The organism is Rhodococcus sp. MEB032 (assembly GCF_030208925.1).
In the GTDB taxonomy this organism is placed as follows: Bacteria; Actinomycetota; Actinomycetes; order Mycobacteriales; family Mycobacteriaceae; genus Rhodococcus_F; species Rhodococcus_F qingshengii.
The window spans coordinates 1-5531 of sequence record NZ_JARVSY010000008.1 but is presented as its reverse complement, the minus strand read 5'-3'; the positions used below and the strand labels follow the sequence as shown (position 1 = coordinate 5531).

The following is a 5531-nucleotide window of genomic DNA, read 5'->3' as shown; positions in this document are numbered from 1 at the left end:
GCCGATGGTACTGCACTCGACAGGGTGTGGGAGAGTAGGACACCGCCGAACACAACTTGAGAAGCCCCCCAACCAGTCATGGTTGGGGGGCTTTCTCGTACCCAAAACACCCCCACCATCACCCGAAAGTACCTTCGCCGGCCCCCGACTTCGAGCGAACGGCACTTTCGTCGCCTCAGATCGACCCAACGTACCGTTCACACCATCAAGGGCGGGCACGCCGCCGGCACCCCGGCATGGAGTGAACGACACGCTCACCCTCTTAGACGAGGGGAACGGTACGTTCACACCATTAGGGGCGTGAAAACGCCTGAGGACGACAGGCACTTTGCCCGGATCAGTCGATGCCGTCGGCCGTGGCAGTCGCATACTTCGGCCGGCCAGCCGGCAGATACCTCTGAATCGTCACGCCCTTTGATGTGGCTCGCGATTCGGCCAGCTCTAGTGCGATGTCCGGTCCGGAGTCGGGAAACAGTCGCGTGCCCTGGCCTACCACCACCGGAACGATCAGCAGGATCATCTCGTCGACCAGATCGTTCGCGAAAAGCCAGCGGCACAGGTTGCCACTGCCGTGCACCTGAAGCTCACCGCCGGGTCTGGCTTTCAGTTCGCCGAGAGCTGTGGCGGTGTCACCTGAAAGGGCTGTCGTGTTCGTCCATTGCGGATCGGTGAGCGTCGTCGACGCAAGGTACTTGGGCCGCGAATTCAGTGCGCTTGCAATGGGGTTGACGTCGGGATTCTCGAACGCGCCCCAATAGCCGGCGAAGATCTCGTACGTGTGTCGCCCGAACAGGAACGCGTCAGCTCGCTGGTAGACCTGGACGAGGTAATCCATGGCTTCGGTGTCCACTAATGGCGCGGACCAGCCGCCCCGCTCGAATCCGCCACGGCGATCTTCGTCCGGACCATCGAGTCCTTGCATCATCCCGTCGAGAGTGACGATGGTAAAGGTCGTCAGTTTCATAGTCGTACCCATCTCCCAGGCGTCGTCGGATTTTCGCTGTGCCGATATAGACCGTCGAGAAGCGGGAAAGTCATCGAGCGAACGTGGCGTTGATCGCCTTGGATCGACCGAACGTGCCGTTCGCTCAGGGGGGCGTTGGGGTCAGGGCTGAACGGGCACGGAGTCTGACGGGCTGGTCTCGGACTCCAGGGCGTCGCACGGAATCGCGAGCTCGGTCTGTTCGAGGCGGCCGCGAAGGGTGATGTTCTCGGTGATCGACCACTGTGCAGCCTCGGCGCTGTCAGCGGCAGCCACAGCCCGACCGGATGCGGCGACGTTACCCGGAACCGTCTTGGCAACTTCGGACAGTCGCGCCGCTTCGTTGACGGGATCACCGATGACGGTGTACTCGAATCTTTCTCGCGCACCGACGTTCCCGGCTACGGCAACACCTGCGGCGACGCCGATTCCCGCGCTCACTTCCGGAACCTCGGCACGCAGGCGCTGCTGAATCTTGCGGGCAGCGGCGAGTGCGCTGCCGGCGTGATCGTCGAGTGTCGTCGGCGCTCCGAAGATCGCCAGCGCTGCGTCGCCCTCGAACTTGTTGACGAATCCGCCGTGTGCGTCGACCTCGTCGACTATGACGTCGAAGAAACGGTTGAGTAGAGCGACCACCGCCGTAGGGGAGTTGGTGGCCGCGATGGTGGTCGATCCGATGACGTCGACGAAGAGTACGGCAACGTCACGTTCTTCACCGCCGAGTTCCGGGTTTCGGCGAACCGCGTTTGCGGCAACCTCGTGTCCGACGTGGCGCCCGAAGAGGTCGCGTATTCGCTCTCGCTCGCGCAGACCCTCGGCCATGCGATTGAAGCCGGCCTGCAGTAGTCCCAGTTCCGTTCCGTCGTACACGACGACGGACGCGGTGAGGTCGCCACGGGTGACTTGTTCCATTCCTCGTCGCACGGACCGAATGGGGGCCGCGGCGGACCGAATGTTGATGTATGTCAGCCCGAGTCCGACGCACAGAGTGATCCCGCCGATGACGAGGATCGCGGTCGCGAGGGCTTGCCACGAAGCAGGCCGGATGAAGCTGAAGACCGCTACGAGCATCAAACCGGTGACGGGGACTCCGCTTCCGAGCAGCCAGACGAGGATTGTCCGGCCGGTCAGTCCGAGAACGGCAGCCTTGCGGGGTGCTCCGGATTCGAGTGCACGCGCAGCAATCGGGCGGAGTGCGAACTCGCTGAGCAGGTAGCAGAAAGCGCACGTGGTGATACCGCTGAAAGCCACGGTGAACAGAACTTTCGGAATAGTGTCGGGGTCGACGATTCCGTACATGGTCGTGAAGGTGATGAGCGCGGCCGTCCACAGGACGGCTTGCACTCGGGTCAGTCGCCACGGCCCGCGCAGCGCCGCGCGTTGATTCTGCTCTGTCGGTGGGTGATCCTCGGTGGCCCATCGAAGATCCCGCATCAGCCGTTTGGTGCCCCACAGAAGTCCGATGAGAAAGACACACCCGATGAAGACGGGCACGGCAATGAAGTTGATCCATGCGAATTCGGGGTGGATGATCTCGGGTCCGGGAACCACGAATCCGATGAGCACGATCGCCAGTACCGCTCCGATCAGGTTTGTGACCAGGAGGGGCGCGGTGAGTAGTGCCTGGACGCGGATTCGGCGGCGCCTGGGGCTTTCGTCGGTGGATCCGAGCAGCCACGACCCCAGGGGCGCACTCGGGACACGGCTTCGCTGCATAGTGTGTCGAGAGTAGTCGTAATGATCGCTTAGGGTGGTCCGGTGCGCCTAGTTATTGCTCGTTGCCGTGTCGACTATGTGGGACGCCTGACCTCCCACCTCCCTACCGCAAGACGACTGCTGTTGGTCAAAGCCGACGGCTCGGTCAGTATCCATGCCGACGATCGGGCGTACAAGCCGCTCAACTGGATGAGTCCGCCGTGCTGGTTGGTCGAGACCACCGGGGACGGCGACGACATCCTGTGGGTCGTCACCAACAAGGCGGGCGAGGAACTGCGGATCACTCTCGAAGAGGTCGAGCACGATTCGTCGTATGAACTCGGCCTCGATCCGGGTTTGATCAAGGACGGTGTCGAGGCACACCTTCAAGAACTTCTGGCGGAGCATGTCGAGACACTCGGCCCCGGCTACACGTTGGTGCGGCGTGAGTACATGACGGCCATCGGGCCGGTCGATCTTCTGGTCCGAGACGCGGACGGTGCATCGGTGGCGGTGGAGATCAAGCGTCGCGGCGAGATCGACGGCGTCGAGCAGTTGACGCGCTACCTCGAATTGCTCAACCGCGATCCGCTGCTCGCGCCGGTCACGGGAGTTTTTGCAGCGCAACAGATCAAGCCGCAGGCAAAGACTTTGGCCAACGACCGTGGGATCCGTTGCCTGGTCCTTGACTACGAGGCCTTGCGGGGCACCGAAAGCACCGAGTTCCGCCTCTTCTGACGCTGTTTAGACTCGAACCATGCCGCGCCGCAAACCTTCGCCGAAGCAAACCCGTCGAACGGATACTCGGCGTGCTCGGGATTCGAGCGCGGAGTCGGCGTCACCAAGCGGCGTGTTGTTCGGCGGAGCGCTGGTCCGGGAGGAACCCGGGCCGGGCGGTGAAATGTACATGGTCAGGCCGATACCCGGCTCCAACGCGACGAAGTTCTATCGATGCCCCGGTTGTGATCACGACATCAGACCCGGCGTCGCTCACGTGGTGACGTGGCCTTCGGAACCGGGCGGCGCGAACGAGCGTCGACACTGGCACACCGGATGCTGGTCAGGCCGCGGTACGCGCAGCCTGACCAGACGGTGGTCCTGAGCGTCGATCAGTTCCTGGACTGGGCTCGCTGCTCGACGGCGCGGGTGTCGATCTCGGCGGTGTTCGTCTCGTCCGAGTCCTCGAGAACGTCGTCTTCGTCGATACTCGGTTCTGATTTGACCTTATCTGAGTCGACCGGATCTGCGTCGGCCTTCTTGTCTTCGATCTCGAGATCTTCCTCGGCTTCGACGATGACCGGAGCGGGCGGTGCATCGAGGAGTTCGCTCTCCCGGTTGACCGATGCGAGCATGGCCGGAACCGAATCGAGTTGTCCGCGAATGCCCAAGAGCTGAGCCAGGATTCGGCCTCGGAGAACGCGCAGTTCTTCGGTGAGTTCCTTCGCGTGAGCGATCTTGCGCTCGGACTGATCAGTGGCGGCCTGCAGCCTGCGCTGAGCCTCGTGCGACGCATCGGCGAGTCGACGCTCGGCCTCTGCTTTGCTCGACGACTCCAGCTCATTGACGGCGGCGACGACCTTGGCGCGGCGCTCCGACATCGAGATGTCGAAGTCTTCGCGGATCTGAGTGCGCTTGGCCTCGGACTCGGCAGCCAGTCGATCCCGCTCGGCCTGCGCGGCTTCGACGATCCGGGCGGCTTCGGTACGGGCCTGCGCCATGGTCTGCTCGTGCATGGTTTCCATCGCGTTGCGACGGTCCTCGAGTTCGGCGATCAGCGACTCGTAGTGACCACGAAGGCGGGCGCCGTCCTGTTCGGCGATGGAGGTCATCTCGGCTGCGTCGGCCTCGGCCTTCGCGCGCACCTCCGAGGCCTCGTCGGAGGCAAGGCGCAGCATGCGGCTGATGCGATCGCTCATGCCCTCCGCAGTGGTGGGCGGTACCGAGAGGCGGTCGACGTCCTTGCGGAGGTCGTCGATGTCGTCGCGTGCATCGTCGAGCTGCTTGGCGAGGTCACGGGCCTGCGCAGCGGCAGCATCACGATCAGCCGCGGTAACTCGCAGCTCCGCGTCGAATCGCTCGAAGTAGTTACGTACCTCGTCGCGGTCGTATCCCTTCCGTGCGATCTGGAACGGAAGTTGGATCGAACCGCGGTCCTGCTCGTATGCCATGGCGACAATCTACCTGGCATACGAGCTGGAGTCGGGTCTGCTAGTGGCTCGCGTCGGGTTCGACCAGTTCCACCAGGACGCCGCCGGCGTCCTTCGGGTGGATGAAGTTGATGCGCGAGTTGGCCGTACCGCGTCGGGGAGCGTCGTACAGCAACCGAACCCCGCGGTCGCGAAGCTCGGCGGAGATGGCGTCGATGTCGGTGACCCGGTAGGCGAGCTGCTGGAGGCCGGGGCCGCTTCGGTCGATGAACTTGGCGATGGTCGAGTTCTCGTCCAGAGGCGCGAGCAGCTGAACGGCAGTGGATCCGGCGGGGGAGCCGACGACGGAGAGCATGGCCTCACGCACGCCCTGCGATTCGTTGATTTCCTCGTGGGTCGACACCATGCCCAGGTGCTGCGTGTACCACTCGATTGCCACGTCGAGATCGGGCACCGCGATCCCGACGTGATCGATCGCGACGACGAGGTCGGACGACAAAGGTGCGAGTGCAGAACTGGGGGAGGTCTGTGTCATACCTTTCACGGTAGCGCTACCGTTTGAGGAGTACACGTCGGGATGTGACTTGGCTCTTAGGCCGCACGGAACCGACGACTATCTCTCTTTTGCAGCCGGAGGAAATCGTGACCAGTTCTGTGATTGTTGCGGGAGCTCGTACCCCGATGGGTCGACTCCTCGGATCGTTGAA

6 protein-coding genes are annotated in these 5531 nt (G+C 63.2%); 2 read left to right on the top strand and 4 right to left on the bottom strand.

Features of this window, described 5'->3' with window-relative positions; translation table 11 throughout:
- Positions 1–337: 337 nt before the first annotated feature.
- Positions 338–964 carry a dihydrofolate reductase family protein gene (locus tag QRN54_RS08945; protein ID WP_285181872.1) on the bottom strand — a complete coding sequence of 209 codons (627 nt, stop codon included), beginning with the start codon at positions 962–964 and terminating at the stop codon, positions 338–340.
- A 141-nt stretch (positions 965–1105) separates the two neighbouring features.
- Complete coding sequence (locus tag QRN54_RS08940) at positions 1106–2698, bottom strand: adenylate/guanylate cyclase domain-containing protein (RefSeq protein ID WP_118606755.1); 1593 nt, start codon at positions 2696–2698, stop codon at positions 1106–1108.
- Positions 2699–2740: 42 nt separating this feature from the next.
- Here QRN54_RS08940 and nucS point away from each other — a divergent pair, with 42 nt between their 5' ends.
- Together nucS and QRN54_RS08930 are read left to right on the top strand one after the other, a co-directional pair.
- Positions 2741–3415 (top strand): endonuclease NucS, encoded by a 675-nt coding sequence (nucS, locus tag QRN54_RS08935; RefSeq protein ID WP_007733244.1) that lies wholly within the window; start codon positions 2741–2743, stop codon positions 3413–3415.
- A 19-nt stretch (positions 3416–3434) separates the two neighbouring features.
- Complete coding sequence (locus tag QRN54_RS08930) at positions 3435–3779, top strand: Rv1322 family protein (RefSeq protein ID WP_054828484.1); 345 nt, start codon at positions 3435–3437, stop codon at positions 3777–3779.
- Between the two features lie 7 nt (positions 3780–3786).
- Here the strand turns inward: QRN54_RS08930 and QRN54_RS08925 are convergent, their stop codons facing one another.
- Positions 3787–4845: a hypothetical protein gene (locus QRN54_RS08925; protein ID WP_042452411.1), complete on the bottom strand. Its 1059-nt coding sequence runs from the start codon at positions 4843–4845 to the stop codon at positions 3787–3789.
- 40 nt (positions 4846–4885) lie between these two features.
- On the bottom strand, positions 4886–5359 hold the full coding sequence (mce, locus tag QRN54_RS08920) for a methylmalonyl-CoA epimerase (protein WP_007733251.1): 474 nt from the start codon (positions 5357–5359) through the stop codon (positions 4886–4888).
- Positions 5360–5531: the final 172 nt, after the last annotated feature.